Origin of the sequence: Paenibacillus uliginis N3/975 (genome assembly GCF_900177425.1) — a bacterium.
GTDB lineage: Bacteria > Bacillota > Bacilli > Paenibacillales > Paenibacillaceae > Paenibacillus_AQ > Paenibacillus_AQ uliginis.
The window spans coordinates 818,658-844,432 of sequence record NZ_LT840184.1; the positions used below are offsets into that span (position 1 = coordinate 818,658).

Sequence of the window (25,775 nt, forward strand, 5' to 3'; positions counted from 1 at the left end):
GGATTTTGTTGTATCGGGGGGAAGCTGTGAATTATCAAAATGTACGCCAATGGCTGGAAACGCTGGGAAAAGAAAAAGATCTGGCTGTGATTGAAGCACCAGTCGATCCATATCTGGAGCTGGCAGAAATTCATCGCCGCGTTATTGAAGAAGGCGGCCCAGCTCTTCTGTTTACCAATGTAAAGGGGACACCGTATCCTGTGGCTACCAACCTATTTGGTACACCGAGACGGGTTGATCTGGCGTTCGGCCCACGGCCTGAACAACTGATAAAATCGCTTATCGGCGCTACTGAAACGCTGCTTCCTCCTACAATGTCCGCGTTGTGGAATGAACGGGGGCTTATTAAGGACATTTTAAAGATAGGAATGAAAACGGTGCCTGAGCAGGAAGCGCCTGTTCTGGCGGTTAAGTTTACCGAAAATCCGTTGAAGGATCTGCCGAAGGTAACCAGCTGGCAAGCGGACGGTGGGCCTTTCATCACCTTGCCGCTGGTGTATACGGAAAGCCCTTCGAATCCAAAAGATCATAATCTGGGCATGTACCGGATTCAGCTTTATGATGACCAGACGACAGGAGTCCACTGGCAGATTCATAAAGGCGGCGGTTTCCATTACTATGAAGCTGAACAGCAGAACCAGCCTCTGCCAGTTTCTGTCTTTATTGGTGGCCCTCCGGCGCTAATTGCTTCAGCGATTGCTCCTGTTCCAGAGCATTTACCTGAACTGTTACTGGCATCGTTGATTCTCGGGGGGAAGCTTCCAATGACGGATAATCCGCTTGGAGGCCACCGTATCCCTGCTGAGGTGGAATTTGCGATTCAAGGACTTGTTCCGCCGTATGAACGTAGGCTCGAGGGGCCTTTTGGCGATCATTACGGTTACTACTCGTTAGCACATGATTTCCCAGTATTTCATGTTAAACATATGTGGCGCCGAAAGGACGCCATCTTCCCGGCTACCATCTTAGGAAAACCGCGACAGGAGGATTACTATCTCGGTAATTTCCTGCAGCAGCTGCTCTCGCCGGCTTTCCCGATGATCATGCCTTCAGTACGTTCGTTATGGACATATGCAGAAACAGGCTTTCACGCCCTTACGGCTGCTGTTGTCCGTGAAAGCTATTCGCGGGAGGCGTTGGTATCGGCTTTTCGAATTTTGGGTGAAGGACAGCTTTCTTTAACCAAGTTTCTCATGCTGACGAATCGTCCGCTTGATCTTTCTGATTTTACCGAAACACTTGAAGCTGTATTGGAACGGTTTAATCCGACCACAGATTTGTTCATATTTAATAAAACATCTCATGATACGCTGGATTATACTGGTGAGAAGCTGAACCACGGCAGCAAGGCTGTCATGATGGGCATTGGCCAGCCGATTCGTGAGCTTCCACGCACTTATGAAGATGGGGATATTCCGGGGATCGATCAGGTCATTCCCTATTGCAGAGGCTGTCTTGTCGTCTCGGGCGCATCATACGAAAGGGAGCCTAGTCTTGCTGAACGGGTGATGCACCATATGGACAGTCGGAACACAGCTTGGCCGATGATTGTATTGGTGGACGATGCTGCTGAGGTGTCTGCTACGCAGACTTCCTTCTTGTGGTCCGTATTTACCCGCTTCAACCCGGCTACCGACATTTTTGCGGCTGCAGAGGTTCGCGATCATCACCTGTCCTACAAGCTCCCGCTTGTCATTGATGCACGCATGAAGCCAGGCTATCCGGATGTGTTGATCCCACGGGAAGATATTGTAGAAATCGTGGACAAGCGTTGGAAACAATATTTCGGAAAAACCACGGTGTAGAAGTATCAAAGCTCCAGAACTTGACGCTTAGGGGGGAAAGCCATGCTTCGAATTTTGCTCGGGGAACCGCCCCGAAAAAATGAGGGTCTGCTTAAAGACGCCATTGAAACGATGTTGAAGACAACCCAGCTTTTGCAAAGAGAGATTGAGAAAAATCAGGATCCAACGCATGACTTTCGCAAGCTTGAGATATGGATCCGTGGCTTGATTGGATCATTGGATGAGCTGGAGCAGAGCTGGTTCGCGGCATGTCATTTCCGTAAATCGGTAAAGGCCGGGTATGTTGATGACATGTCGATCCAGGAACAAGGGGAATATGCTCGTTACGTGTATTTTTATAAGGACGGATTTATCCGGGTGTTCTCCATTCTTGATAAACTCGGGACAGTGCTGAATGATTTGTATGATCTTCATACGTCCAAGGTTAAGGCTCATTTTTCATATTTCACAGTGCTTCGCCAGTTTAGGTATTTAAAATATCACGATGAATTGGTGGACAAGCTCGAAGGTATTAAGAACCACTATAAGTCATCCCTAAGTGTTCTTCGCAAACGACGCAATGCGGAAATTCATTACATGAACTCTGAGATGCAGGATGATCTGTGGCAGCGGCACCAAGGACTTAACGATAGGGTGGGGCTGGAAGATATGGATAAGCATCTGGACGATTTGAATCAAGGACTTGATATGGTATGCAAAACGCTGGCCGTTTCATTTCATTACACAAACGATCTTTGGGCAGCAAAAGGCGTTAGTTCTAAGCGTATGAACCTATAAATTCCTTTTGACAAACGTGTGAAAAGAAACTATACTAACAATTGCATTCCTTGATCTGTTTTTTTAAGTAAATCAAATTATAATTTCATATCGATGTTTTCTTATCGAGAGAGGCGGAGGGACAGGCCCGATGAAGCCCAGCAACCGATTCCAGTGCACAGCCAACCTGGCTGAAGCGCAAGGAATGTCATGGTGCTAATTCCTTCAAAACTGCGGACAATATGGCAGTTTTGACAGATGAGAAAAGGCATTCGTCTTTACGTAAAGAGAGCCCTTTTTGATTCTGCAAAGAGAGGGCTCTTTTATTTTTCGATAAAAGATGTGAAAAATTAAGAATAGGAGGAACTGGGATTGATCGAACTTAAGCGATTGACGAAGCAGTACGGAAAAGCCGGAACGTTGACCACAGCCTTGTCCGAATTGAATCTGTCGATTGAAAAAGGTGAAATATTCGGAGTGATCGGACATTCTGGTGCCGGCAAGAGCACACTGATACGTTGTATTAACTTGCTGGAACGGCCAACCTCCGGTGAGGTATGGGTTAACGGGGTTAACCTGACGGGTCTTGGCAATAAGCAGCTACAAGGAGAGCGCCGCAAGATAGGAATGATATTTCAGCATTTTAATCTGCTCTCTTCAGCAACGGTATTTGATAATATTGCGTTTCCGCTGCGTTTAATCAAGACACCCAAGTCAGAGATTGAACGGAAAGTGAGTGAACTGCTGGCTCTGGTCGGGCTGGAAGCTCACCGGAACAAATTCCCTTCGCAGTTATCCGGGGGACAGAAACAGAGAGTCGGTATTGCAAGGGCGCTGGCTAGCGATCCGGAAGTGCTACTCTGTGACGAAGCGACCTCTGCATTGGATCCGCAGACTACCGATTCCATTCTCAGATTGCTGTTGGATATTAACCAGCACTTTAACTTAACGATCGTTCTTATTACTCACGAGATGCACGTTATCCAGAGTATTTGTGACCGGGTTGCGGTGATTCACCAAGGTGGCATTGTAGAGCAGGGGCCTGTGACGGAAGTGTTCCTGAAACCTAAACATGAAGTGACAAGGGAGTTTATCCGAAATGAAACGGATAGCGGAGAAGCATTGAGGCTCGCTATTCATGCTCCTCATACCGAGTCATCTCGCGCAGCAAAAATCACTTTTTTGGGTTCGAAAACATACGAATCCACTCTTTCTCAAACGGTGCGCGAAACTGGGGTAGCTTTTGCGATTTTGCAAGGTACCATTTCTACGATCAAGCATACGCCATATGGCCAGTTGATCGTCCGATTTGAAGGGGATAAGCCGGCTATTGATCTGACCATTCAGAAGTTGCAGGAACAAGGGCTTGACGTGGAGGTGATGGACTGATGTTCGGACTTGATTTTTCCGAGGTGAACTGGGAAGAGATCATCACGGCAACACTGGATACACTCCGAATGCTGGCTTCATCGGCTTTGTTTACGATTCTAATCGGCCTGCCGCTCGGTGTGCTGTTATATATGGCGGCACGATCTTCATCAGGATGGGTGCGCTTCGGATATTCCATCATATCATTTATCGTCAATGTTCTTCGTTCCGTACCATTTATTATATTGATTGTCGCAATGATTCCGATTACGAAATCAATTGTAGGTGTATCCTATGGGGTTCTCGGAACGATTCCACCGCTTGTTATTGGAGCGGCTCCATTCTTCGCACGACTCGTGGAAACCTCACTGAATGAAGTAGATAAAGGTGTAATCGAAGCGGCGCATGCGATGGGTTCATCTACACGTCAGGTCATCTGGCGGGTGCTGCTGCCAGAAGCGCGTCCAGGCCTACTTGCATCAATCACGATTACGATCGTTACGCTCGTCTCTTACACGGCGATGTCAGGACTGGTAGGCGGCGGTGGTCTGGGTGATCTGGCCATTAGATATGGTTACCACCGCTATGAAACCGAAGTTATGATTGTGGCTGTCGTCTTGATGGTGCTGCTCGTGCAGCTGCTGCAGATGGCAGGCGATCGTCTGGTACGGCATTTCACAAGAAAATAACCTAATTATGCCTGATAGCAAGACAAGATATAAATAATTTATAATTCATGATTTGGAGGGAGAGTAAGATGAAGAAAAAGTTGTTATTGGGATTGCTCAGTTTGTCATTGGTAGTAGTTTTAGGAGCTTGTGGGGATAAGGCAGCAGAAAATGGCGGTAAGGAAGGTCTGACGATTAAAGTTGGTGCATCACCAAAACCGCATTCCGAGATTTTGGAGCATATTAAGCCGGCACTTGAGAAAGAAGGCGTCAAGCTTGAAATAGTAGAGTTTACGGATTACGTGCTTCCGAATCAGCAGGTAGATCAGAAGCAAATTGATGCTAACTTCTTCCAACATAAGCCTTATATGGACAGTGAAGTGAAACAACGTGATATGGATCTTGTGTCCGTAGTAGCTGTTCATGTTGAACCTTTGGGGGCTTACTCCAAAAAGATCAAGTCAGTAGATGAACTGAAGGATGGCGCAGTGGTTGCAATTCCGAACGATCCTACCAATGGCGGACGTGCGCTTACATTGCTGGCCAAAAATGGTCTGATCAAGCTGCAGGATGAGAACAAGCTGGAATCCACAGCAAAAGATATCACAGAAAATCCGAAAAATCTGGTGATAAAAGAAGTAGAAGCGGCTATGCTGCCACGTATGTTGGATGAGATGGACATGGCGATCATTAACACGAACTATGCTCTCGAAGCAGGTCTTGATCCTACGAAGGACGCAATCTTCATCGAGGATAAAGATAATCCTTATGCAAACATTCTTACAGCACGCTCGGATAGTAAAGATTCCGAAGCGATTCAGAAATTAGCTAAAGCACTGACTTCGGACGATGTGAAGAAATTTATTGAAGAAGAATATAAAGGTGCGGTTATTCCTGCCTTCTAAGAAAGAAAAGGATATGCCCCAAAAGTTAGATTTTTAAATAAGTATTAGAGGCATCTCTAATAAAAGAAAAAGCAGGCCATCCATCCTTGGGTGGCCTGCTTTAATTTTATGATTTTTTTGAACTAGAATAACGGAATAATAACAGAGTACATGAGACATAACATATGGTGTATCATACTTTTCCAACAGGAGGTACTAAAATGAACCCTGTCTCTAATAATTCCCAGGTTTCTATTTTGGGCATCGGAACGGCTCTGCCGATCCATTCGATATCACAATCCGTTATAGCCGAGCTTTTGGCTACTTCTTTGCATGACCAACCGGACTTGGCTCGATTTTCCAGAAGAATTTTCAGATCCTGCGGAGTGGAGACTCGTTATACATGTGAACCGAACTATTTAGGTACATCCGAAGAATGCCGATACTTACCTGTTGGTGATCGGTCCAACATTCCTACAACAGAAGAAAGAATGAATACATATAGAAGAGAAGCATTGCCTTTAGCAATAGAGGCTGCAGAAAAAGCAATAAAGGATGCCGATATCCAGCCTGGAAATATTACTCATCTCATCTCGGTTAGTTGTACCGGCCAATATGTGCCAGGTCTTGATGTTATGCTGATAAGACATTTAGGGCTGTCTTCCCGTGTTAATCGTCTTCCATTGATCTTTCAGGGCTGTGCAGCAGGATTAAAAGCCATTCAAATGGCCAGGGATATCGTACAAAGTACACCAGACTCACAAGTTCTTGTCGTATGCGTTGAGCTGTGTACTTTGCATTTTCAGCCTGTAAAGGAGAGGGAAGCATTATTCGCGGCTTCATTTTTCGGAGATGGGGCTTCGTCGTGTGTTATTGGCCATGCCGACCAGTACCATACGCATTACTTGCAGCTTGGAACAGGATACTCGGTTTTATTGCCTGATTCTACGGAAGATATGACCTGGGAAGTTGGTAATGCCGGGTTTGATCTTTATCTCTCCCCGCGTATACCCAAACTGTTAGGCACACATCTTGTACCTGAATTGGAAATGTTACTTGCCGGTGACAATCTGCCAGATCTATGGGCCATTCATCCTGGAGGTCGTGGAATCGTCGATTCTGTACAAAATGTGCTGAACTTGCGTGATGATCAGACCAAATTCAGCAGGGATATTCTCAAAAATGCAGGCAATTTGTCCTCTGTAACGATTATGTTTGTTCTCGACGCCATGCGCAGCGAGCTCCAATCCGTGGATAGCACGGCCAAAGAAGGAGTCGCATTGGCCTTTGGACCAGGCCTGACAGCAGAACTTATGCGATTCAGGTATGTCCCATCTTATGCCTCTTTACTCACAGAGCATGACCATGCCTATCTTTAGAAATTTAGCTAAACGGGCACAGGAAGATGAATTGATGGATGATTTTTCGACCGGAGGCGAAGAATTGATTGAGGCGCTTAAACATTTAAGACGTCTGAACAAAATATTTGCTGCACCTGGGCCAACGAGGTACGGGATCGAGAAATTGTGGAATGACATAGGAAGACCTGAGTCTCTGACCATCCTGGATGTGGGTGCTGGTTCGGGAGACGTCAATCGCAAGCTCCTTCAATGGGCGGACGATAAAGGAATACATCTCAATATCACGCTGGTGGATCTGACGGAAGAAGCGTGTGAGGAAGCCAGGTCTCTTTTTCAAAATGAACCGCGTATACAGGTTAAACAGGCAGATGTCCGGCAAATGCCTGAGGCATTTGCCGATATTGTGACCGGTTCACAATTTGTTCATCATTTTGATGGCGAAGAATTGATTGATATCGTATCTCATATGCTGAAAGCTTCCAGGTATGGTGTTGTAATTAATGATATTCACCGCCATGTGGTCTCATATACAGCCGTATGGATTACTACGCGCATTATATCTCGTAATCGTTATATCCGGCATGATGGTCCATTGTCTGTTGCCAAAGGATTTACCGGGGCGGACTGGAAGGACCTGAAGAGAAAATTGAATCATGATTCGATGACCTACGTCTGGAAACCTCTGTTTCGTTATGCCGTCGTGATACCTCATAAGCGAACTTGAACGAATGGACAAGTGTGTGGTCAAGATTCGACGTCGATTCCAACTTCCTAATTCATTTCGTGATCAAAAATTAGCTTTTTGAAAAACTCTCAAAGGAAGGAGCTGTCCCATGGATAAGCAAGTGGATGTCATAGTGATTGGAGCCGGGGTTGCTGGCAGTAGTACAGCGGTGCAGCTTGCAGAGCGGGGACATGACACACTTTTGCTGGATCGCCAACCGTTTCCAAGGCATAAAACGTGCGGTGAATTTATGTCCCCAGAAACTCAAGAAATGCTGGAATTTCTGGGTGTTGATCTACTGCAGCATCAGGTGAAGCCGAGCACGATGAATAAGGCACGCATCTTTATGCCTTACGGTGGTGAAATAGAGGCACCGCTTCCTGGAAGCGCCTGGGGAATAAGCCGTTATGAGCTCGATCGCCTGCTTCATCAGAAAGCGTTATCTGTCGGGGCTGAAATTATAACCCAAACAACCGTTACTGGTATTGTCCAGCTGGATAACAACCGGTACAAGGTTGAAACAAGGCAAGGTAATGACACCATTTGCTATTATGCCAAGGCTGTCATTGGCGCGTACGGGACCCGAAAACCCAAGTGTGTTGTGAATACAGATGAAGCACATCGGGATGAAATCATATATGTTGGATTAAAATCGCATTACACCGGGATTAACGTAGAGTCACAGGTCGAGCTTTATTTTTGTGAAGGTGGTTACACAGGAATCTCTCCTATACAAAATGGAATGGTTAATGTGGCGGCGTTACTTACACTCGATGTCGTTCAGTCGAACGGTAAATCCGTACAGGATATATTGCAAGCAGCCTCCCGTACCAATCCGAAACTGGCTGCAAGACTGGAGCAGGCTGTACCCGTCCAAGGAACCCAGGTATCGATCGCGCCCGTCAGGCTGTCTGACATACCTGAGCCTTGGTCCACATTTCCACATGTGGGGGACGCCCTGTTGATGATCCCTCCTCTATGCGGAGACGGAATGTCCGTAGCGCTACGATCTTCTATACTGTGTTCAAACCTGACGGATCGGTATTTACGGGATGAAATGACTTACACCGAATGGCAAAGCCAGTACACAAAGGAAGCCAACTTCGAGTTTACGAAGCTGCTCAGGAGAGCACGTAACATCCAGAAGTTAGCTTTTGCGAAAACAAATCGTTTATATCCGGGGATGGCGCGCATGTTTCCGGGCTTAGCGTCATATGTAGTGAAGGCTACACGATTATCAGAGGCAGGATTATCCCGCTGAATTCGTTCATAGTATATGATTAATGTACAAAAAAACCGTTCTTTTTGTAAGTGGATGGGTTGTAACTCCATTTTATTAAAGAACGGTTTCTTTATGTGTAAATGTTTAAAGTATGATTTTTCTCATGAGGAAAAGCGTCATGTTGTGGGGATGAATTAAATCTTTTATACTGAAGAAAGATGATTATGTACGGAGGAGGGAAGGCCTTGAAGGGGAAAGTGGCGCTGATTACCGGAAGTGCGACTGGATTGGGCAAAATGACCGCCTTAACGCTGGCCCGGCAGGGATGCGATATTGCGCTGAACTTCGTTAACAGTAAAGAGCAGGCACACGCTCTTAAGAAAGAAATCGAAGGGATGGGTGTTCGGGCAATTGCAGTGAAAGCGGATATCGCTGTGGAAGAGGAATTGTACAGTCTTGTAGATCAGACTGAGGAACAACTGGGACAGGTCGATATTCTAGTGAACAATGCGGGTCCATTTATTCGGGAACGACGTCTGTTTTCACAATATGATCGTAATGAAATCGTACATCTGATTAATGGTAATCTGACAGGCGTTATGCTGCTGGACCATCGTGTCCTGCCCTCCATGAGAGAACAGAAATGGGGGCGCATTATTCATTTCGGATTCGGTCATGCGGGTGAAGCAAGATCCTGGCCGCACCGTTCTGTTTACGCAGCTGCCAAAGTGGGACTTGTGTCCTTCACCAAGACATTGGCTGTAGAAGAGGCCCCTTACGGTATTACGGTAAATATGGTCTGTCCCGGAGATATCCGGGGAGCGAATAAAGAGAAGACGATCGATGAGGTGTTCGGTATAACGGATGAGCTTACTCCTCGTGGACGTTCCGGAAGCGGTGAAGACATCGCCCGGGTCATCGAGTATCTCTGTATGGAGAAATCGGATTTCATCACAGGCAATATTATGGATATATCCGGCGGGCTGGATCCTATTCGCCCCCGCATCATCCCTGAGTAAATAAACAGAAAAACGATAGACGGTTTTCTTATATCCCCCAAAAAAAGAGTCCTGGTTCATGAGAACCAAGACTCTTTTCTACTTTGTATATAGTTTTTAAAACACTTGTACTACTTCTTGGATGCCTTCAACTTCTTCAACCAGGGCACGTTCAATCCCGGCCTTCAAGGTTATGGTGGAGCTTGGGCAGCTGCCGCAGGCACCTACAAGTTTCAGTTTAACAATGCCGTCTTCAACGTCGACCAATTCCACGTCACCGCCGTCGCGCTGCAGGAACGGACGAAGCTTATCGAGCACTTCAGCTACTTCATCATATGTTGTGCTTTGTGCGTTTTCGCTCATCTTGTTCAACTCCTTTCCTCCCTATATTATAGTACATAAACCGGCAAATTAAAATGCCAATCTAAAGGCAGGTAGATCATGATGCGACCCATTGTTGAATTTTGTGCTGGGAATGCACATTTCGGTACAGATAAAGCTCTAAAGCCGCTTGAGGAACGACCGGACTGCGAGGTCATCGAGTACGGCTGCCTTACGAACTGTGGACAATGTTATCTGGCGCCATTCGCTTTCGTGAATGATGAAATCGTGGAAGCCGCTACAGCCGAAGAGCTCTATTTAGCCATCCTCCGAAAAGTAAAGGAAATCGAGCAACTGTGATCTTAAACATCAGAAATGGCGCTTGGACTTCCAGAGCACACCACTTTTTAGCAGTCTAGGCACACGTCCCATAACGGAGGTACTGCCCATTAAACCAAAGCCGGCCCGCTTGCCGAGTGAACCGAGGGTGCCCTTCAGTTTAAGCGGGTGTACCTTTGGTGTGTCGTCTCTCCACAGAGCCTTCAGTACATATCCAATCTGCTCAGCTTGAGCTCCTGCGGCTTGTGCGCTTGGCACAAACGGAAGGCTGGCGCAATCGCCGATGACATATACTTCCGGATGGGAAGGAACTTGATACAGATCATTAAGTAAAATCCGTCCACTACGGTCTTTTGGCAGATCCAAATTTTGTATGACAGAAACAGGCTGAATACCGGCGGTCCAGACGGTAATATCCGTAGGTATCGGTTGATCTACATTGTAGACCACATCCTTTTCTACTCTGGAAACGGAAACCCCGCTATGAATTTCCACATTGTTTTCTGCAAACCAGCGCTGAATGTAGGCGGATAGACGGTTCGGAAAGGAAGAGAGTACACGAGCTCCCCGGTCAAGAATGGCTATGTTAAGGTCAGGCCGGCTTTCTCGTAAATCAGAAGCAAGCTCAATACCGCTCAGGCCCCCACCGACAATATGAACCTGGCCATACGGTTTAAGGTTATTTAAACGTAAATAGGTTTCACGTGCCCCGGAAAAAGACTGCAGACTGCATGTAAATTCCTCAGCTCCCGGCACACCGTGATACTGATCTGTACAGCCCAGGGCGATAGCCAGCTGATCGTACTCAATAGGATCATCATTATATAAATACACCAATTTTGATTCCAGATCGACCGAGGTAACTTCCCCGTAATGAATGCTCAGCTTATCGTAAACCGGGAATTTTACCCGCAGCTCCGTATCTGCAACGGTACCTGCGGCCAAAGCGTAGTATTCCGTTTTGAGACCTTGATAAGGCATGCGATCAATGAGCACCACTTCCAGATCATGAGGAAGATAACTGCTGAACAATTCCTGAATTAAGGCAAGACCACCGTAACCTCCGCCGAGAATGACGAGCTTTTTCATATATGTCTCCCTTTCTGATGAGATAAGAAAGCACAGCCCTTTATATTATCTCTTTAACCTGATATCCGTAATTTGGAACTTTACTATTCGTATACCTTGACTTCGTTATAGAATGTATCGCGCTCCACGGGAATTCGGCCGGCTCCTTGAATCAGCCAGACAAGCTCTTTGCGAGTCAAGCCCTCAGGCGTCAATGCACCAGCGGCGTGGCTTATACGTTCTTTTAGAATCGTACCGTGAACATCGGAAGCTCCGAAGCTGAGTGCCACCTGTGTTAATTGGGCGCCGATATTGATGAAATAAGCTTTAACATGGTCGATATTATCCAGCATGAGGCGGCTAATCGCAATGGTCTTCAAGTCCTCATAAGCCGAGTTACGGCGCATAATGCCCGCATTCTTATTCTTTGGCTGCATAGAGAGCGGGATAAATACCATAAATCCATTCGTCTCATCCTGCAGATCCCGGATCTGCAACATATGGCGGATACGGTCCTCGTGACTTTCAATAGAACCGTACAGCATTGTAGTATGTGTTCTCATGCCGAGCTGATGTGCGGTACGGTGTACCTCAAGGTACTGATCTACATTGGCTTTGTCCACTTTCATTTTCTGGCGGTACTGGTCTGACAGTATTTCGGCTCCGCCGCCGGTCAAAGTTTTCAGGCCGGCTTTCTGTAGCTCTTGCAGTACTTCCTTTATGCTAAGGCCGCTGATCCGTGTGAAAAATTCGATTTCAGCTGCCGTATAAGCCTTCAGTGTTACGTCTGGAAACCGCTCATTAAGGGCTTTTAATGAATCTACATAGTATTGGAACGGTACATTGTTGTTATGTCCGCCAACAATATGGAACTCTCGAATACCCGGATGGAAGTGCTCTTCCACATACTGAATCATTTCCGGACCGGAGAGAGTATAGGAGCCTTCCTCGCCTTGGTCTTTACGGAAATTGCAAAAAGCACAGCGGGACTCACACACATTGGTGAAATACAAACTCATGTTTTCAATAAAATAAACCTTGTTCCCGTTTTTGCGCAGATTCGCTTCATTTGCGAGCTGCCCCAGGGTCAGAAGGTCATCGGTTTGATACAAATAAACGCCGTCTTCGAGGTTCAAGCGAACACCGTTTTGAACCTTCTCAACAATCTCAGCCATTCTTTTGTCCATTGAAGGGCTTACAAGGGTTGGCATAATCTTCCTCCTCAATCACGCATTATGGCACCCAAAGGTGCAGAGATACATCAACTGTCCGTCTGGTGAATAGTTTCGTTAACGGATCATTACATCGTTGAGGTAAGCAGTTATAATTAAAGGATTTTGTGAAAAAATATACAACTATGAACACGGACACATCGAATAGGCAGCAAGGGCCGCCGGATGTGACAGAAATCCAACACTTAACCTCTTTAGTTCCTTTCCTATTATAAACCTGACCCCTCAGGGTAGCAATACATACCGTAGGAAAAGAGGAGACTATATGAAGAGTTGTCTGGTAATTACGCCGCTTGAGGGTTGGCTTGATGTGGAGTATACTGAAAAGTGAACGAAAAGGAGGGTGACCTATGATTACAATTAGTGATACTGCAGCAGAGCGTCTGAAAGATATGCTTGCGGAACAGGAAACACCGAATATGTTCCTTCGTTTGGGTGTCACGTCCGGTGGGTGCAGCGGTTTTTCCTATGCAATGGGCTTTGACGACGACGAAACGGAAGATGATGTATATATGAATGTCGCCGACATGAAAATTGTGGTTGACAAGGATAGTATGAAATATTTGAACGGTCTCGAAATTGATTTTGAGGAATCTGGCATGACGGGTGGTTTCACCATCCACAATCCGAATGCTACGGTAACCTGCGGTTGCGGATCTTCCTTCCGGACAAAAACAGATGCCGGAAATCCAAGTGCGGAGCCTTGCTAATTGCGGACTTTTCGGTGTTATTGATTACGGATTGCACCGTTAAAAACGCAGTCCTCAATCGCGATTAGGAATAATAACAATCCCAAAATTAGCGTTTTGGGGTTGCGGCTTACGGCCTTTATGACGGTAAATAACCGTTATAAAGGCCGTTTTTTATGTCTACTTTAAAAAAACGCACTAGGCGAATGACTACTGATAAGAATTACCCGCAGCTAACATTCGAGCAAGCGCTCGTTAAAACACAAATGACCCGCAGGAGGGACACTTTTTTAAAGTGTTCCATCTTACGGGTCAACGTTCAGAGTTGAGGTTTTTGTACTCCTATTCTCCGACCAACCCAACACTGAATTTCAAACGATTTTGTTTCGGGAAATGCGCTATACAGCTTTTCAAGCGATATTTTGCCTACCTCATCCGACTTGACTTGTTATTTCTACCATTCAGTTTCAGTTTTGTGTTCAATGATTTTTAATACTTTTGGTTCAATTTCTTTTATCATTTGTTCCATTAAACGATTGCTTATAGTTACTCCGTTTTGTTCAGCTTTAAATTGTCTTTCAACCTGTGTTTTTGCAATCACATCAATCACTTGTTGTTTAGAGACATTTTTAAATGCTGCAATCTCCACAACAGATTTACCTTTTGCTATTTCTTGTTTTAATTCTGCCCCGCTAATTTTTAGTAAAGAAAACAGTTTTTCATCGTTTAAAAAGTCATCAGCAGTATAAACAGGCTTACCATTTAAAGAGAAATAACCTTCTACTTTATTGTTTGAAGATGTAGGATCATCTCCTCCTACCTGAGAAAGACTAATTGTATTACCCTGAACAAGTACCTGGTAGAACGGTTTTTCTGATCCCTTTTTAGTGTAATTCAACATCAATGTTTTTTGATTTGGGTTCCCCATTTGCTCCAGAGCAAACTCGTAATCTTCGATGTTGCCATACATTTTATCAATCAGATAATCTACCTTCGCCTTGATTTCTTGATCGGTTAAAGAAATGACTGGCTTCTCCTTAGGCTCCCAATTCTCTAGATTCATGTGTTCAATCTCACCCGTAATACCGTTAGTATCAAGTCTAATCTTTTTGCCGGTTCCTCCTTTTTCCTGCAGTACGATGCTTGTTTGGATCGCTTGAGTGGGGTCTCCAAGGTAGCTTGCATCGATAATCTCAAACGATTTTGTTTCGGGAAATGCGCTATACAGCTTCTCAAGTGTTGCTTCGCCAACCTCATCCACCTTGACTTGTTCAGCAGTCATTGGTGTTCTAGTAAGCATTTCAATCAGGGGAGGGGCCGCAAATGCTGCGGTTGGAATCAAAATCGCAGTAGCAACTATTCCACCAATTAATCTTTTTTTCATGGTTATTTCGCTCCTTTTTGGTTGCAAATATTGAGAATAGGATTGTTCTATTCGTTTGGAAATGGCCGGAGGGCACTCCATAGTTTCTGCCTCTTTGTGCAGATGTTCACGTATTTTACGTTCAATAGGCATTGAGCTTTTCCATCCTTTCTGGGGGAAGATTCCGTAAGTTTTTTCGAAGCGCCTGAAGGCCAGCATGATATCTGGACTTGACTGTACCCAGCGGAATATCGAGCAATGTCGCGATTTCCTCAAGAGTATAGTCGTGAAAAAAGCGGAGGATAATCACCGTTCGCTGTTTGTCGGTTAGTTTTTGGATTGCCTTCGATATCATTTGGTTCGTCTCATCCATGAACACAGCAGGTTGATCCCAATGAGACTCTTCCCGAGAGAAGGCACGGATGTGTTCAAAAATTCGGAATCTCCGCCAGCTCTTGACCCGAAATCTCTGCACTTGACGGATTACCAAGCCGTGTAACCAGAAGTGGAATGGTCGGTTCGTATCGTAGTTAGCAAGTGAGGTCCACATTTGCATATAGATCTCATTCATGATATCTTCCCGATCCTGCTGATGATCCACCAGAAAGGAGACTGTCCGGTAGACGTCCTGATAGGTGGCATCATACATCGTATGAAACGCCTGTTGATCACCATCTTTCATTTTTATAAGTAATTGGTAAATATATTCACTTTGCATTCAGAGGGCCCTCCTGAGTAAGCTGCTTACACACTATATTGTCTCTCTATTGGAAAAAGGTTCGGTTCTCTTCTTATTTTTTTGCAAACGGTTGAGTGAAAGAGGCTATCGGTCCGGAAGACTACCAGGAGTGTAACGACCCGTGTGGCAGCCGTGGCTGGCCTGTCTAGTGCTTTATCTTTCAGTCTAATCACACCTTAGCGTATATTTTCGTTTAAATGTTGGCGGGACCCCTGTATAAGGAAGCGAAACAAGACCAGTTTTAATGTTAACTCGTCAAGATATACCGCAGCTACTGCTAGATGAGCTAGAGGCGGCTTTCTTTTAGTAAGATCAAATTAATCTGAGAAAAATTAGTTGCCGGAACTTTATTCCCCTCCGCAACCTCAACCTCTTAGGGAGGGTAATTAGCGTTCAGGATTACGGATTGCACCCAAATAAAATTGAATGTTAACAATGCGCCTCGATGAACATTAACAATCCCAAAAACACTGTTTTTGGGATTGTGGATCACGGCCGCTATAGCGCGATAGTCACGTACTATCTAACCTATGGAGGTTTTTTTATGACGCGAAAAAACGTGAAACTCCTCTTCCAGTAGGTAAAGAGGAGAATCACCATATGCTGCTGCAGTAGTCAATATAAAAAATACCCCTCGTATAATTGGCTTTATACGAGAGGCAGCTATGTTACTTCTTACGGCTAAATAATCGCATGAAGAGCTTTACAATTTCTACAATCGGAATGATTGAGAAGGCAGAGATTGCGACTACCAGCCACTGTTCGCCATTCAATCGAACGACGCTGAATAGATCATTCATGAATGGGACTAAGATTACGATCAGGACGAGAAATCCTGATACAAGTGCGGCGCCATTCAAGTATTTGTTGGAGAATACACCGATCATAAACAACGATTTAGTAGTCGAACGTACGTTGAATGCATGTGTTAGCTGAATCAGTCCAAGTGTTGCAAAGGCCATGGTTACGGCAACGGCCTCAGAATAGTGCGTATGTCCGTAGTAGTAAGCAAATAAGGTTAAAGCGGCTTCCACAACACCTTGATAGAGGATTCCAACTCCAATACCATTCGCAAATACGCTCTCTGAGGCCTTACGAGGCTTTCGCTTCATGATGTCATTTTCTGCTTTCTCAAGGCCTAAAGCAAGTGCTGGCAATGTGTCTGTGACAAGATTGATCCATAAGATGTGAATCGGGAAAAGAATCTTCCAACCGATTAAGGTAGCGATGAATAGTGTGAGCACTTCACCAAGATTGGCAGATAGGAGAAACTGGATCGTCTTGCGAATATTGCTGTATACTTTGCGACCTTCTTCTACAGCAACAACAATCGTGGTAAAGTTGTCATCGGCAAGCACCATATCGGAAACACCTTTGGAAACCTCAGTACCTGTGATGCCCATGCCGACACCAATGTCGGATGCCTTGAGTGCAGGTGCATCGTTAACTCCGTCTCCAGTCATTGCAACAATACTGCCGCGCTTCTTCCAAGCTTGAACGATACGTACCTTGTGTTCTGGTGATACCCGGGCATATACAGAATACTGTGTGACCTTCTCTTCGAATTCTTGATCACTAATTTGATTTAACTCACTACCCGTAATAATGCCGCTCTCATCTTCAATAATATGAAGCTCCTTGGCAATTGCTGTAGCTGTATCACGATGATCCCCTGTAATCATGACTGGACGTATGCCAGCGTTCTTACAGATGCGAACAGCTTCCTTCACTTCCTCGCGAGGTGGGTCGATCATTCCAACAAGACCGATGAAGGTTAAATTCTGCTCCACAACTTCTGGTTTCATGATGCTTGGGATAGCTGACTCATCACGGTAAGCGAGCGACAATACACGTAGTGCTTTGTCTGCCATGGATTTATTGGCTTTGATAATACTATCGCGGTACTCTTCTGTCAGCTCCATGACAGTTCCATTCATTAGAATACTATTGCAGCTTTCGAGCAACACATCAGGTGCGCCTTTTGTCATAATGCGATAAACGGTAGCACCATCATTTAGTTCATGGACAGTGGTCATTAACTTCCGATCAGAATCGAATGGAATTTCAGCCTTACGCGGAAATTCGATTTCACCTTCTCGTTTATCAAAACCATGCTTAATTCCGTAATCAACTAATGCAGTCTCTGTTGGATCACCTATTAATGTAAATTGTTCTGCATCGGCCGTGTGTGAGAATTTCGTATCATTACACAGCGCCATGACTTGAAGAAAGAACTCATAGTCTTGCATCGTTTCAAGAGCTTGATCGGCTTGTTGCATGGTTTGTCCAATATAAGCTTGCTGTACAGTCATTTTGTTCTGTGTTAGGGTGCCTGTTTTATCTGAACAAATAATTTCTGTGCTGCCTAACGTTTCAACTGCTGGAAGCTTACGAATAATCGCATTACGCTTCGCCATTTTCTGGACGCCAAGTGCTAAAATTATAGTAACGATTGCCGGCAACCCTTCCGGTATAGCTGCTACTGCCAGCGAGATGGAAGTGAGAAGCATATCAAATATTTCTCGACCTTGAATCATACCTATAATGAAGATGGCTACAGCAACCCCGATCGTAATGATCGTAAAGTATTTTCCCAACTCATTCAGCTTGCGTTGCAGCGGAGTTACTTCATCTTCATCCTGGGAGATAAAGCCGGCAATCTTACCGACTTCTGTACTACTGCCGGTTGCTGTAACAACACCGATGCCTCGACCATAGGAGATATTGCTAGTCATATAGGCCATATTCTTACGATCACCGATGACGAGATCTGCTTTCTCCAGCGGGTCAACTACCTTCTCAACAGGCACAGATTCTCCAGTCAATGCAGCTTCTTCAATCTTGAGTGAAGCAGACTCAATCAGTCGCATATCGGCTGGTATAACATCCCCAGCTTCTAATAGAACAATATCACCTGGAACAAGCTCCTCCGCTTTGATTTTGATAACCTTGCCATCTCTTCTTGTTTGAGCGAAGGGGGAAGACATTTGCTTAAGAGCTGCAAGTGCCTGTTCGGCTTTATTCTCTTGAATTACTCCCAGAACGGCATTCAAGATAACAACGAACAGGATGATAAAGGAATCTGTCCATTCTCCAAGCAGTCCAGAAATAAGTGCCGCAACGAGCAGAATTATGATCATGACATCTTTAAACTGTGCGAGCAGTTTAGCAATCAATGATTTTCCTTTACGTTCCTCGAGTGCATTCTTGCCGTACTGTTGCAGTCTTGCGGCGGCTTCTTCTTGGGATAAACCATCGTAATGACTGTTTAGTGACGCTAAAGTTTGATCAGTGGAAAGTGTGTGAAACGTTTCACTTGATTGTTTTTTGCTATCCAATTCAGTCACTCCTATTCTTGATTACTTTGAAATCCAATCCAGGAAATATATCCAGAGGATAAATGGTTATAGAAGTTAATACGTATGATTTTATTAAAGTTCCCATAAATCGCAAAAATATGTTCGTACCTTATACTCCGAAGATAATAAAGTTTTTTCATGTTTTTTCCCTTATAAATTTCGACATCTATAGTGAGATCATTATCATACAATCTCACTATAGATGTCGTTTTTGTTTGTCATTTTGCTAAACTAGGCGCATACTAATATCCATTTTTAGAATCCTAATTGCTTGGCAACATAAGCAGCGACTGCTTTATCCTGAAACTCCTTCCAGCCGCTAAGCTTGGAGTTTTCTGCCAGAAAAGTGTTAAAATCATTTTGTACGAAAGCCTCAAACTCCTCTTGGCTTTGGCCTTCATATCCGGCAGCCTTTAATAACTCATCGAAGGAAGAAAAGTTGGAGTACATCTGAACAAACGATTCTGTGAACAAATCGTCTGTATGTACTTCGCGTTCCATATTCGAGAGTTTTTCTGCATTTTCTTGAATGTCTTTAAGTTTTTTCTCAAGTTGATCCAATTCACCAAACTCAATGTTCATAATGACCACCCTCCAATGTCAGCGTCTAATTTCATTAAACCTTATTCTCGTGTGTTTGAATACATCTTAACCCAAGTAATATATATAGTAAAAAGCCCTATCCTCAATGGAATAGGGCTTTTTACTATCAAGTTTATGAAGCCATCATCAGGCGAAAAAAAACTGTTTGTTAAGCATGAGCACGATCATGCTGGCGGCTACGAGGGAAAAAGCGATACAGCCTGTACCGAGTCCCCTGCGCTTGTCTTTTATAAACTTGAAACCGATAACAAAAATTACGATTGTAATACCAATGAGAGAGATTGACATTCCGATCATAGCTATCCAGTACAACACCTCAAACAGAGCATCCAAGGTTAAAAGCCTCCTTTATTTCAAACAGGGAATCGACTACGACTAAGGATAAACTTCTGTGTTCCTAATATACGATAGTTTAAAAGCTTTGGAAAGAACAACCTGCATTAGACAGGCTTCTAACCGAATGACCCTATGAATAGGCGTTATTACCCGGACAATCATCCAAGAGGGAACCCGCGGTGTGGAGTAATATAAGGTATGTCATGATAAAAGGAGGCGTAGGCAGCATGAGTGGAAGACAGTTGGCCAGTAAGTGGCTTAAAACGGAAGCGCTGCTGACCGATCCTCAGATAATCCCTTATATCCCGGAAACGAATGCTTACGGAAGGGACGATCTGATGTCGATGCTCTCACAATACGACATGGTTGTGATTAAACCAGTTGTGGGAACGGGGGGGAACGGCGTTATACGTATTCAGAATCACGATGAGGGCTATAACGTCAGCCATAAGGGACGCACGAGGTTTGTTAGTTCATTCCCCGAACTAATTCCTATATTGTCCAGTATTAGGCTAAAACGGAAATATTTGATCCAGCAGGGTGTCAACTTAGCTAAGATAAAAGGGCGTCCTTTGGATTATCGAGTTAAAGTAGTCAAGACGAAAGGGAGATGGGAATTCAGAGCGATGGTTGGAAGGCTTGCCAGGCGGGGCTTGTTCGTAACCAATCTGTGCAAAGGAGGTATGCAGCTAAGGTGCAGACCTGCGATCAGGTATTCGCTTCCACATATCAATTCCTTAGAAAAGCGGAATGAGATGCGGCAGTTGACCCGGAATTGCATCGCGGTTTTGGAAAAACGTTTCCCTGGTATAGGCGAACTAGGTTTTGATTACGGACTTGATGATACAGGAGCCATATGGATATTAGAAGTTAACACTCGTCCAAGTTAAATCGAGATTAAACAAATTAGACGATTATATGAAATTTTAATAGGGTATTAAAAAAATAATTAGAAATTTCCGATAAATATACTAAATATTTTTTTAAGTCCTGCTTAAGACCAATATCCTGTGTATAACATTTATCCCCATAATCCACGTTGATAGAACTGCAATCATGACACTTACCAACAATTTATACACAGGATTTCCACAGAAGCTTGTGGATAAGGGAACAGTTGTTCTGTTATATGATGTTTGTTATGATAGATTTAGGAAAAATGAGGAAAGGGGTGTGAAAGGGATGGCTATGTTGACGGACGAGATGTTACTAGACTCCTATCATATGGCTATTGAGTTGAAACTGGAACGGGAGTTTATTACTTTACTGTTGGCCGAAATTCATAAACGGAACTTGGACACCGATTCCATCAGCATCCTTCACTAGTTCCATCACCTATAGATGAGAGAAATGTTTGACATGTCGTCATACATTCGAAGTGAAATCTACATATGTATGGCGTACAACCAATAGAAAAGGTATCTCGTATCCACAGATGAATCTGTCAGTGGATAGAAGATACCTTTTTTGTTGCATTTTTGCTGATTACAGCTTCATATTACTACTGTGTCCAGGGGCAAGACGAGCTTCAGGATCAAAGTAAACCTTGGCATTGTTGATCGCCGTTGGTGCTTCGCCAAATCCGACAGCAATCAGTTTCACCTTGCCCGGATAAGTGGTGATGTCACCGGCTGCGAAGATTCCTGGGATGCTTGTCTCCATACGAGAGTCAACCACGATAGAGTTGTTCTCGATTGCAATACCCCACTCAGAGATGGGACCAAGAGAAGAAACGAATCCGAAATTGACGATCACATCGTCGACTTCGATTTCCTGTGTCTCTTTTGTTTTGATATGGGAAAGTGTCACCTTAGTAATTCGCTCATCACCGTGAAGTTCAGTGATCTCCGTTGGGGTGATTATGTTCACCTTGGAAGCAAGCAGCTTCTCCACACTGTGTTCATGCGCACGGAATTTATCGCGGCGATGAACCAGACTTACCTGCTCGGCAATCGGCTCCAGCATAAGAGCCCAATCGACTGCGGAATCGCCTCCGCCGCTGATGAGTACCTTCTTCCCTTGGAAGCGGCTAAGATCGCTGACGAAGTAATGAAGATTGCTTTCTTCAAACTTATCCGCGTTATCGACTTCCAGACGGCGGGGCTCGAAAGCTCCTACACCGGCAGTAATAATAACGGCCTTAGTGTGATGTTCATCTTTATCTGTCTTTACGACAAAATGACGTTCGTCCAGCTTCTCAACCGATTGAACTTTTTCTTCCAGTCGGATGTCTGTGTCAAACAGATCCATCTGCCGGGAGAGGTTGTCGACCAGCTCTTGAGCAGTAACCTTCGGGAATCCGGCTACATCGTAAATATATTTTTCTGGATACAGCGCAGCCAGTTGTCCTCCGAGTTGGGGCATGCTCTCGATGAGTTTAACCGAAGCTTGGCGCATGCCGCCGTAAAAAGCAGCGAACATGCCTGTAGGGCCGCCACCGATAATGAGAAGATCGGTCATATGATGTTCTTGCGGTGTTGATGTCAAGGGAAAGCACCTCCGAAAATGAATATATTCGAATCAGACAGACATTGTCCAAAGTAATTCTGATTCATTGAATCCTCTACTATTATAATCGTCTGGAACCAGCATTAAAAGCCAGGAATTTCGCCAACATACTTATTATTAGTATGGTTGCGCTTTCTTAATTATACGGGTCTGTAATGCGACAAACTTATCCCTTTTTTCGAGCAAAATATGTCTTGATCTTTGAACCGTTTATGCATATGATTAACGTGATAACTTGTGCTTAAAGGCAAAATATCGACATTTTTTAGACATTAACGTAACGATTCGAACCCTTTTGACAGCTGTATTTTTGAAGAAAAGCAACATCAGGTCGAAACTTTAACGGGCTCTGATAAAGAGCTCTTCTCTTTTTTTAGAAGCAAATTCACAAAAAGTTAACATTTAAACCATACTATATATAGAAGTAAGCCGGGAGGAGTAGGAGAATGAGCAGCATACCGAAGATCGTAATCCTTGGTGCGGGTTACGGTGGCATATTGACAGCGCAGCGGCTGCAGAAAGAACTCAATTATAATGAAGCTGACGTAACGCTGGTGAACAGACATGACTATCACTACATTACGACCCATCTGCATATGCCGGCAGCAGGTACGGATAGCATAGAGAATACTCGGGTTTCCATATCGAAGCTGATTGACGAATTCAAAATCGATTTGGTGAAATCATCCGTACAGGAAATTCGGCTTCATGATAAAAAGGTCATTCTGGAAGACGGGACTTTGTCGTATGATTATTTGATTATCGGATTGGGCGGTGAGCCGGAAACTTTCGGCATCCCGGGTCTGGCGGAATATGCGATGTCCATCCGCAGCATTAACTCGGTCCGCTTGATACGGGAGCATATTGAATATCAGTTTGCTCTGTATAAGAATGAACGCAGACCACAGGAGCGTATTAATTTTGTCGTTGGTGGTGCCGGTTTTAGCGGTATTGAGTTTGTGGCGGAGCTTGCGGACCGCATTCCTAAATTGTGCAAGGAGTACGATGTCGATCCTGCCCTTGTAAACATTTATAATGTTGAAGCTGCGCCATCAGCGCTTCCGGGATTTGCACCTGAATTGGTCGATTATGCCATTGAAGTGTTGAAAAAGAAGGGCGTTACCTTTAAGTTTGGTGTGGCGATCAAGGAATGTACACCGAATGGGGTCGTTTTGAGCACGGGTGAGGAAATCCGGTCTGCAACGGTCGTTTGGACCGGTGGAATCCGCGGGAACCGCCTGATCGAGGCAGCTGGCTTCGAAACGATGCGCGGACGCGTAAAAGTGGATGAATATTTGCGAGCTCCAGGCTATGAGAACATTTATATTATTGGAGACAACTCGCTGATATTTAATGGTGAGCGGCCATACCCGCCTACGGCTCAGATGGCTATGCAGCAGGGAGTTTGTTGTGCACAAAACATCGTATCAGCAATTCGGGGCAAGGACTTGAAGAAGTTCGAGTTTCATAACAAAGGTACGGTTGCCTCTCTTGGCCGGGGTGAAGGAATCGCTGTTGTGGGCGACAAGAAATATCAGGGCTGGAAAGCGGCTCAGCTGAAAAAACTGGTTGACCTGCGGTACCTCTTTATCATTGGGGGCATCCCGCTCGTCCTGAAAAAGGGAAGGTTTCTATAAATGAGACACTGCAGTGTTCAAGTTCGGGGTCTGCTTACACGCGATGAGCTGGATCGATATAATGCATTAATGGAAGTCGGCTCATATCTGGAATCTCAGGAACAGTACGATCTGGCCTATACCATACAGCAGGAAGTCGATATATTGATTTTGCCCGCTATTGAGCGGTTGAAGGATAAGAGCAGGGCACGTGACCGGGCTACTGCAGAGTATTTAGAGTCATTAGGTAAGGATGAAGATGAGGAAGAAGTTTGATATATAGATTGAAAAGGCAGGCTCAATAATGGGCCTGCCTTTTCGTTGTATGATAATCTAAACCTTCATTAGCTGGGAAAAGGATTCCTGATCCAGTAGGTTGCCGACATAGAACGAACCGAACTCGCCGAAGCGGGCGCTGACTTCATCAAAGCGCATTTCGTATACGAGTTTTTTGAAATGGAGAGCATCGTCAGAAAATAATGTGACGCCCCATTCCCAATCATCCAATCCAACTGAACCCGTAATGATCTGTTTTACCTTACCTGCATAACTGCGGCCGATCATGCCGTGGCTGTACATCATGGAGCGTCTGTCTTCCATACTGAGCATATACCAGTTGTCCGTCAAATCGCGCTTTTTGTTCATCGGATAGAAGCAAATATGCTTGGATTTTGGAAGAGCCGGCTTCAAGCGTGCTATAACATGCGGGTTCTGCATCGGATCGCCTTCCGAAGAGCCTGCCAAATAATTGCTGAGCTCTACAATACTGACGTAGGAGTAGGCCTTGGTTGTATATTGCGCAAATGTCGTTTTGTTAAAGGCGTTCTCGATTGCATTTAGCTCTTCAAGCGTTTCGCGCAAATGCATGAATACAAAGTCTGCTTTTTGCCCAACGATGGTGTATACTGCAGTGCTTCCTTGCTTGGATTCTTCTATTTGATTCCACTCGTCCAGAAAAGCGTGTAGCTCGTCCAATGCAACAGCGCGCTCCTCATCATCCGCAGCTTTCCAAGCAGGCCAATTGATCGAGCGGAAATCATGCAGTGAATACCAGCCATCAAGCGTCATTGCGGCTTCGTTCATATGATCACTCCTAAACATTCTTATATGTGCTTGCGTTCAAGCGGAGTAAACCGCTTGCTAAACCTTCTTCCATTGTATCTAACCGCAGGAAGAAGGGCAAACGATGACACAATCTATTCACGGAATATTCGTTGATATGTGACATTTTTTTTAGTACACTATCTACTAGCCCGTCAAGCGTGTGCTATTCTTCATAGTCATAGAGGATACCGCGATTGTGATGGTGACGAAGAAGAGGTGAATTTGCGACAATGCTGCAGTTTATTCCCGTGCTAGTGTTGATGATTTTATTTTTTGTCATGATGTTCGGTATCGGTTTTATCCTCAATATGTTGATGAAAACGACGTGGTTTCCCTGCTATTTGTTCGTGATCGTTATATTGCCGGTTGTGGTCTATAGCCTGTGGAATCGTGATGAAGCAACGCTCTGGGCGCATATCAGCTCATTCCAGCTGGTAGATTATTTGACAGGGGTAGCCGGATTGGCAGGGGCATTTTTGAGCGGCTGGACCATCAATACACTGCGTGTTAAAGGATTTAAAATGTTTTAAACATGTTATTTTGGCCTTATAATCGGCATCGGCGGCTCTCCCGAATCGGGTGGGTCGTTTTTGTTGCTGCTAAGAAGAGTGCTCATTAATTCCAGAAATTTTGACCTCTTAAACAGACTTCCGCCACCTCTTTTTATGATAGAATAGAGGCAGTCTATTTTTAAAATATAAGAAAGGTATAT

At 44.7% G+C, this 25,775-nt stretch carries 26 protein-coding genes and 1 riboswitch; of the genes, 16 read left to right on the forward strand and 10 right to left on the reverse strand.

Annotated features, from left to right (window positions below):
- Positions 1–26 precede the first annotated feature (26 nt).
- The 9 genes from B9N86_RS03810 to B9N86_RS03850 all read left to right on the forward strand — a co-directional run bounded on the left by B9N86_RS03810 (position 27) and on the right by B9N86_RS03850 (position 9,807).
- On the forward strand, positions 27–1,805 hold the full coding sequence (locus tag B9N86_RS03810; protein WP_208917838.1) for a UbiD family decarboxylase: 1,779 nt from the start codon (positions 27–29) through the stop codon (positions 1,803–1,805).
- 42 nt (positions 1,806–1,847) lie between these two features.
- Positions 1,848–2,582, forward strand: a complete 735-nt coding sequence (locus B9N86_RS03815; RefSeq protein WP_208917839.1) for a Cthe_2314 family HEPN domain-containing protein — start codon at positions 1,848–1,850, stop codon at positions 2,580–2,582.
- Positions 2,583–2,680: 98 nt separating this feature from the next.
- A riboswitch (SAM riboswitch) is annotated at positions 2,681–2,826 on the forward strand.
- A 107-nt stretch (positions 2,827–2,933) separates the two neighbouring features.
- Positions 2,934–3,950, forward strand: coding sequence for a methionine ABC transporter ATP-binding protein (locus B9N86_RS03820; RefSeq protein ID WP_208917840.1), 1,017 nt, complete (start codon positions 2,934–2,936; stop codon positions 3,948–3,950).
- Positions 3,950–4,618, forward strand: coding sequence for a methionine ABC transporter permease (locus B9N86_RS03825; protein ID WP_208917841.1), 669 nt, complete (start codon positions 3,950–3,952; stop codon positions 4,616–4,618). Before B9N86_RS03820 ends, B9N86_RS03825 begins: the two co-directional genes overlap by 1 nt.
- A gap of 68 nt (positions 4,619–4,686) precedes the next feature.
- The gene (locus B9N86_RS03830) at positions 4,687–5,502 is read left to right on the forward strand and encodes a MetQ/NlpA family ABC transporter substrate-binding protein (RefSeq protein WP_208917842.1); all 816 of its coding nucleotides are present in this window, start codon (positions 4,687–4,689) and stop codon (positions 5,500–5,502) included.
- 200 nt (positions 5,503–5,702) lie between these two features.
- On the forward strand, positions 5,703–6,860 hold the full coding sequence (locus B9N86_RS03835) for a type III polyketide synthase (RefSeq protein ID WP_208917843.1): 1,158 nt from the start codon (positions 5,703–5,705) through the stop codon (positions 6,858–6,860).
- Positions 6,847–7,566, forward strand: a complete 720-nt coding sequence (locus B9N86_RS03840) for a methyltransferase domain-containing protein (protein ID WP_208917844.1) — start codon at positions 6,847–6,849, stop codon at positions 7,564–7,566. The genes B9N86_RS03835 and B9N86_RS03840 overlap by 14 nt, the downstream gene beginning before the upstream one ends.
- A 109-nt stretch (positions 7,567–7,675) precedes the next feature.
- On the forward strand, positions 7,676–8,827 hold the full coding sequence (locus tag B9N86_RS03845) for an NAD(P)/FAD-dependent oxidoreductase (protein WP_208917845.1): 1,152 nt from the start codon (positions 7,676–7,678) through the stop codon (positions 8,825–8,827).
- 206 nt (positions 8,828–9,033) lie between these two features.
- The gene (locus B9N86_RS03850; RefSeq protein WP_208917846.1) at positions 9,034–9,807 is read left to right on the forward strand and encodes an SDR family oxidoreductase; all 774 of its coding nucleotides are present in this window, start codon (positions 9,034–9,036) and stop codon (positions 9,805–9,807) included.
- 96 nt (positions 9,808–9,903) lie between these two features.
- On the opposite strand, the gene B9N86_RS03855 is transcribed toward B9N86_RS03850, so the two are convergent.
- Positions 9,904–10,149, reverse strand: a complete 246-nt coding sequence (locus B9N86_RS03855; RefSeq protein ID WP_208917847.1) for a NifU family protein — start codon at positions 10,147–10,149, stop codon at positions 9,904–9,906.
- A 78-nt stretch (positions 10,150–10,227) separates the two neighbouring features.
- On the opposite strand from B9N86_RS03855, the gene B9N86_RS03860 reads away from it, so the two are divergent.
- Positions 10,228–10,467 carry a YuzB family protein gene (locus tag B9N86_RS03860; protein WP_208917848.1) on the forward strand — a complete coding sequence of 80 codons (240 nt, stop codon included), beginning with the start codon at positions 10,228–10,230 and terminating at the stop codon, positions 10,465–10,467.
- A gap of 9 nt (positions 10,468–10,476) precedes the next feature.
- On the opposite strand, the gene B9N86_RS03865 is transcribed toward B9N86_RS03860, so the two are convergent.
- Together B9N86_RS03865 and mqnE are read right to left on the reverse strand one after the other, a co-directional pair.
- A complete protein-coding gene (locus B9N86_RS03865) occupies positions 10,477–11,535 on the reverse strand; it encodes an NAD(P)/FAD-dependent oxidoreductase (protein ID WP_208917849.1) in 1,059 nt (352 codons plus the stop codon).
- A gap of 83 nt (positions 11,536–11,618) precedes the next feature.
- The gene (gene mqnE / locus B9N86_RS03870) at positions 11,619–12,725 is read right to left on the reverse strand and encodes an aminofutalosine synthase MqnE (protein ID WP_208917850.1); all 1,107 of its coding nucleotides are present in this window, start codon (positions 12,723–12,725) and stop codon (positions 11,619–11,621) included.
- Between the two features lie 371 nt (positions 12,726–13,096).
- Between mqnE and B9N86_RS03875 the strand changes: the two genes are divergently transcribed.
- A complete protein-coding gene (locus B9N86_RS03875; RefSeq protein ID WP_208917851.1) occupies positions 13,097–13,456 on the forward strand; it encodes a HesB/IscA family protein in 360 nt (119 codons plus the stop codon).
- A 433-nt stretch (positions 13,457–13,889) separates the two neighbouring features.
- Here B9N86_RS03875 and B9N86_RS03880 read toward each other — a convergent pair whose 3' ends face one another.
- From B9N86_RS03880 to B9N86_RS03900, 5 genes are all read right to left on the reverse strand, one after another.
- Complete coding sequence (locus B9N86_RS03880; protein ID WP_425298598.1) at positions 13,890–14,819, reverse strand: hypothetical protein; 930 nt, start codon at positions 14,817–14,819, stop codon at positions 13,890–13,892.
- A gap of 121 nt (positions 14,820–14,940) precedes the next feature.
- Positions 14,941–15,516: a sigma-70 family RNA polymerase sigma factor gene (locus B9N86_RS03885; RefSeq protein WP_208917853.1), complete on the reverse strand. Its 576-nt coding sequence runs from the start codon at positions 15,514–15,516 to the stop codon at positions 14,941–14,943.
- 689 nt (positions 15,517–16,205) lie between these two features.
- Complete coding sequence (locus B9N86_RS03890; RefSeq protein ID WP_208917854.1) at positions 16,206–18,875, reverse strand: calcium-translocating P-type ATPase, PMCA-type; 2,670 nt, start codon at positions 18,873–18,875, stop codon at positions 16,206–16,208.
- Positions 18,876–19,151: 276 nt separating this feature from the next.
- The gene (locus tag B9N86_RS03895; protein WP_208917855.1) at positions 19,152–19,478 is read right to left on the reverse strand and encodes a hypothetical protein; all 327 of its coding nucleotides are present in this window, start codon (positions 19,476–19,478) and stop codon (positions 19,152–19,154) included.
- A 147-nt stretch (positions 19,479–19,625) separates the two neighbouring features.
- Complete coding sequence (locus B9N86_RS03900; RefSeq protein WP_208917856.1) at positions 19,626–19,832, reverse strand: hypothetical protein; 207 nt, start codon at positions 19,830–19,832, stop codon at positions 19,626–19,628.
- Between the two features lie 230 nt (positions 19,833–20,062).
- On the opposite strand from B9N86_RS03900, the gene B9N86_RS03905 reads away from it, so the two are divergent.
- Positions 20,063–20,725 (forward strand): YheC/YheD family protein, encoded by a 663-nt coding sequence (locus B9N86_RS03905; RefSeq protein WP_208917857.1) that lies wholly within the window; start codon positions 20,063–20,065, stop codon positions 20,723–20,725.
- Between the two features lie 292 nt (positions 20,726–21,017).
- Positions 21,018–21,161: a sporulation histidine kinase inhibitor Sda gene (sda, locus tag B9N86_RS03910; protein ID WP_106766872.1), complete on the forward strand. Its 144-nt coding sequence runs from the start codon at positions 21,018–21,020 to the stop codon at positions 21,159–21,161.
- A gap of 159 nt (positions 21,162–21,320) precedes the next feature.
- Here sda and B9N86_RS03915 read toward each other — a convergent pair whose 3' ends face one another.
- Entirely contained in the window at positions 21,321–22,295 is a 975-nt protein-coding gene (locus B9N86_RS03915; protein WP_208920073.1) for an NAD(P)/FAD-dependent oxidoreductase, read from the reverse strand.
- 494 nt (positions 22,296–22,789) lie between these two features.
- Between B9N86_RS03915 and B9N86_RS03920 the strand changes: the two genes are divergently transcribed.
- Both B9N86_RS03920 and B9N86_RS03925 read left to right on the forward strand, forming a co-directional pair.
- Positions 22,790–23,980 carry an NAD(P)/FAD-dependent oxidoreductase gene (locus tag B9N86_RS03920; protein ID WP_208917858.1) on the forward strand — a complete coding sequence of 397 codons (1,191 nt, stop codon included), beginning with the start codon at positions 22,790–22,792 and terminating at the stop codon, positions 23,978–23,980.
- A complete protein-coding gene (locus B9N86_RS03925) occupies positions 23,981–24,235 on the forward strand; it encodes a hypothetical protein (RefSeq protein ID WP_208917859.1) in 255 nt (84 codons plus the stop codon). It begins immediately after the preceding gene.
- A gap of 57 nt (positions 24,236–24,292) precedes the next feature.
- Here B9N86_RS03925 and hemQ read toward each other — a convergent pair whose 3' ends face one another.
- Positions 24,293–25,042 (reverse strand): hydrogen peroxide-dependent heme synthase, encoded by a 750-nt coding sequence (hemQ, locus tag B9N86_RS03930; protein ID WP_208917860.1) that lies wholly within the window; start codon positions 25,040–25,042, stop codon positions 24,293–24,295.
- 251 nt (positions 25,043–25,293) lie between these two features.
- Between hemQ and B9N86_RS03935 the strand changes: the two genes are divergently transcribed.
- The gene (locus tag B9N86_RS03935; protein ID WP_208917861.1) at positions 25,294–25,593 is read left to right on the forward strand and encodes a YuiB family protein; all 300 of its coding nucleotides are present in this window, start codon (positions 25,294–25,296) and stop codon (positions 25,591–25,593) included.
- The last annotated feature ends 182 nt before the right edge of the window (positions 25,594–25,775 follow it).

What these genes read in the sequence shown, in the direction of transcription:
- B9N86_RS03815 (WP_208917839.1), top strand. Translation starts at nt 1,848, where the DNA reads ATGCTTCGAATTTTGCTCGGGGAACCGCCCCGAAAAAATGAGGGTCTG.
- B9N86_RS03825 (WP_208917841.1), top strand. Translation starts at nt 3,950, where the DNA reads ATGTTCGGACTTGATTTTTCCGAGGTGAACTGGGAAGAGATCATCACG.
- B9N86_RS03830 (WP_208917842.1), top strand. Translation starts at nt 4,687, where the DNA reads ATGAAGAAAAAGTTGTTATTGGGATTGCTCAGTTTGTCATTGGTAGTA.
- B9N86_RS03835 (WP_208917843.1), top strand. Translation starts at nt 5,703, where the DNA reads ATGAACCCTGTCTCTAATAATTCCCAGGTTTCTATTTTGGGCATCGGA.
- B9N86_RS03840 (WP_208917844.1), top strand. Translation starts at nt 6,847, where the DNA reads ATGCCTATCTTTAGAAATTTAGCTAAACGGGCACAGGAAGATGAATTG.
- B9N86_RS03845 (WP_208917845.1), top strand. Translation starts at nt 7,676, where the DNA reads ATGGATAAGCAAGTGGATGTCATAGTGATTGGAGCCGGGGTTGCTGGC.
- B9N86_RS03855 (WP_208917847.1), bottom strand. Translation starts at nt 10,149, where the DNA reads ATGAGCGAAAACGCACAAAGCACAACATATGATGAAGTAGCTGAAGTG.
- B9N86_RS03860 (WP_208917848.1), top strand. Translation starts at nt 10,228, where the DNA reads ATGATGCGACCCATTGTTGAATTTTGTGCTGGGAATGCACATTTCGGT.
- B9N86_RS03865 (WP_208917849.1), bottom strand. Translation starts at nt 11,535, where the DNA reads ATGAAAAAGCTCGTCATTCTCGGCGGAGGTTACGGTGGTCTTGCCTTA.
- mqnE (WP_208917850.1), bottom strand. Translation starts at nt 12,725, where the DNA reads ATGCCAACCCTTGTAAGCCCTTCAATGGACAAAAGAATGGCTGAGATT.
- B9N86_RS03875 (WP_208917851.1), top strand. Translation starts at nt 13,097, where the DNA reads ATGATTACAATTAGTGATACTGCAGCAGAGCGTCTGAAAGATATGCTT.
- B9N86_RS03880 (WP_425298598.1), bottom strand. Translation starts at nt 14,819, where the DNA reads ATGAAAAAAAGATTAATTGGTGGAATAGTTGCTACTGCGATTTTGATT.
- B9N86_RS03885 (WP_208917853.1), bottom strand. Translation starts at nt 15,516, where the DNA reads ATGCAAAGTGAATATATTTACCAATTACTTATAAAAATGAAAGATGGT.
- B9N86_RS03895 (WP_208917855.1), bottom strand. Translation starts at nt 19,478, where the DNA reads ATGAACATTGAGTTTGGTGAATTGGATCAACTTGAGAAAAAACTTAAA.
- B9N86_RS03905 (WP_208917857.1), top strand. Translation starts at nt 20,063, where the DNA reads ATGAGTGGAAGACAGTTGGCCAGTAAGTGGCTTAAAACGGAAGCGCTG.
- sda (WP_106766872.1), top strand. Translation starts at nt 21,018, where the DNA reads ATGGCTATGTTGACGGACGAGATGTTACTAGACTCCTATCATATGGCT.
- B9N86_RS03915 (WP_208920073.1), bottom strand. Translation starts at nt 22,295, where the DNA reads ATGACCGATCTTCTCATTATCGGTGGCGGCCCTACAGGCATGTTCGCT.
- B9N86_RS03920 (WP_208917858.1), top strand. Translation starts at nt 22,790, where the DNA reads ATGAGCAGCATACCGAAGATCGTAATCCTTGGTGCGGGTTACGGTGGC.
- B9N86_RS03925 (WP_208917859.1), top strand. Translation starts at nt 23,981, where the DNA reads ATGAGACACTGCAGTGTTCAAGTTCGGGGTCTGCTTACACGCGATGAG.
- hemQ (WP_208917860.1), bottom strand. Translation starts at nt 25,042, where the DNA reads ATGAACGAAGCCGCAATGACGCTTGATGGCTGGTATTCACTGCATGAT.
- B9N86_RS03935 (WP_208917861.1), top strand. Translation starts at nt 25,294, where the DNA reads ATGCTGCAGTTTATTCCCGTGCTAGTGTTGATGATTTTATTTTTTGTC.